The sequence below is a fragment of the Zavarzinia sp. genome (assembly GCF_049306435.1).
GTDB lineage: Bacteria > Pseudomonadota > Alphaproteobacteria > Zavarziniales > Zavarziniaceae > Zavarzinia.
In genome coordinates, this window is record NZ_JBAQRT010000348.1 from 1 (window position 1) to 1,754 (window position 1,754).

2 protein-coding genes are annotated in these 1,754 nt (G+C 71.9%); one reads left to right on the forward strand and one right to left on the reverse strand.

Annotation, left to right across the window (positions count from 1 at the left end; translation table 11 throughout):
* Positions 1 to 109: 109 nt before the first annotated feature.
* On the reverse strand, positions 110 to 1,003 hold the full coding sequence (locus WAZ62_RS20265) for a DMT family transporter (protein WP_422645351.1): 894 nt from the start codon (positions 1,001 to 1,003) through the stop codon (positions 110 to 112).
* Positions 1,004 to 1,175: 172 nt separating this feature from the next.
* Here WAZ62_RS20265 and WAZ62_RS20270 point away from each other — a divergent pair.
* Positions 1,176 to 1,754, forward strand: a 579-nt coding sequence (locus WAZ62_RS20270; RefSeq protein ID WP_422645352.1) for a mitochondrial fission ELM1 family protein, incomplete at its 3' end; no start/stop codon positions are given.

The following is a 1,754-nucleotide window of genomic DNA, read 5'->3' on the forward strand; positions in this document are numbered from 1 at the left end:
GTACGGCCCCGGGGCACCGGCGGCAGATGGCGCAGGGTCGCCGCCCCGGCATCGGCGGCGGCCAGGGCGGCGGCGAACATCAGGTGGCGGGGGTCGTCGCCGGCCATGCTCAGCTGCCCCGCCGCGCGACGAAAATCCCGAACAGGATCAGGGCACCGCCCAGTGCCTGCCATGGCCCCAGCGCCTCGCCCAGCAGCACCCAGCCGAGGATGGCGGCCGACAGCGGCTCGATCAGGATGACGAGGGACGAAAAACCCGCCGGCAGGTGGCCGAAGGCTTCGGCGATCAGGCCCTGGCCCAGGGCCTGGCTGATCCAGGCAAGGCCCAGCAGGACAAGGAAACCCTCGAGACTCGTCGGCAGGATCGATTCGCCCGTGACGAGGGCAAGGGGCAGCAGGGCGGCGGCGGTGACGACGCTCGACCAGAGCATCAGCCGGGGCGCGTCGAGACGCTCGCGCAGGTCCTTCACGGCGAGAAGATAGGTGCCGAAAAAGAAAGCGGTGACGAGGGCGAGGCCGTCGCCCGCGGCATTCTGCGTTCCGATCGAGAAACTCTCGCCGATCAGGCAGGCGGCGCCGGCCACGGTCAGGGCGAGACCGGCGAGGAACACCGGTCGCGGCCGGTCGCCGAACAGCAGCCAGGCGCCGAAGACGACGAAGACCGGGGCGAAATTGGCCAGCAGCGTCGAATTGGCGACGCTCGTCATGTGGATCGACCAGTGCCAGGAAAACAGGTCGCCGGTGAACAGCAGGCCCGCCAGGATCAGCCTGCGGCGCGAGCCGGGCGCCAGCGGGGGCGGCGGCGCCCCCCGGCGATGATCGGCGATCTTCATCCAGGCGTAATAGAGCGGCAGGGCGAGGGCGAGGCGCCAGAACGCGGTCGCCGTCGGGCCGAGTTCGGACAGGCGCACGAAGATCGGCGAGCCGCCGATGAAGGCGGCGCCGAGGGCGAGGGCGGGCAAGGCCCAGGCGGGGGCCGGCCGGGGCAGGGCGGAGGCGGTCATGCCGTCTTATAGCGGGCCGGCGGCGCCGCCGCATGTTCCTATTGGAAATTGCGGGCTTGTGCCGGGCGCCGGTCTCGTTAAACCTCTGCGCCGAAGATACGGCGCGCGGAAACCTCTGCGCCGAAGATCCGGCGCGGGTTCTGTTCCATCGCGTCCGGCGGGGAGAGTGGTGGTGACGACGGCCCTGTCGCCGGCAGCGGCGCCGGCTCTTGTCTGGTGCCTCAGCGAAGGCCACGCCGGGATGGAAACCCAGGTCGTCGGCCTTGCCGAGGCTCTCGGCCTGCCTTACGCGGTGAAGCGGGCGCGGGCGCGCCGGCCGTGGGACTGGCTGCCCGGCCGGCTCTGGCCCTGTCCCTTGAAGGCGCCGACGGCGGACAGCGACCCGCTGACCCCGCCCTGGCCCGATCTCGTGATCTCGACCGGCAATGTCGCGGCGCCCCTCGCCGTCGCCATCCGCAAGGCCAGCGGCGGGCGCACCCGCCTCGTCCATCTGCAGAATCCGAAGATGCCGCTCGGCCTGTTCGATGTCGTCGTCGCACCCCGCCACGACCGGCTGGCGGGCGGCAATGTCGTCGAGACCAGGGCGGGCCTGCACCGGGTCACCCTGGCGAAGATCGAGGCCGGCGCCGCGCAATGGCGCGACCGCCTCGCCCATATGCCCCGGCCGCTGATCGGTGTTCTCCTCGGCGGCTCCAACCGGCGTTATCGTCTCGATGCCCGCTCGGGGGCGGCGCTGGGCGCGGAACTGGCC

Bases quoted from the DNA above. Each gene is read 5' to 3' on its own strand.
- WAZ62_RS20265 (WP_422645351.1), bottom strand. From the start codon at position 1,003: ATGACCGCCTCCGCCCTGCCCCGGCCGGCCCCCGCCTGGGCCTTGCCC.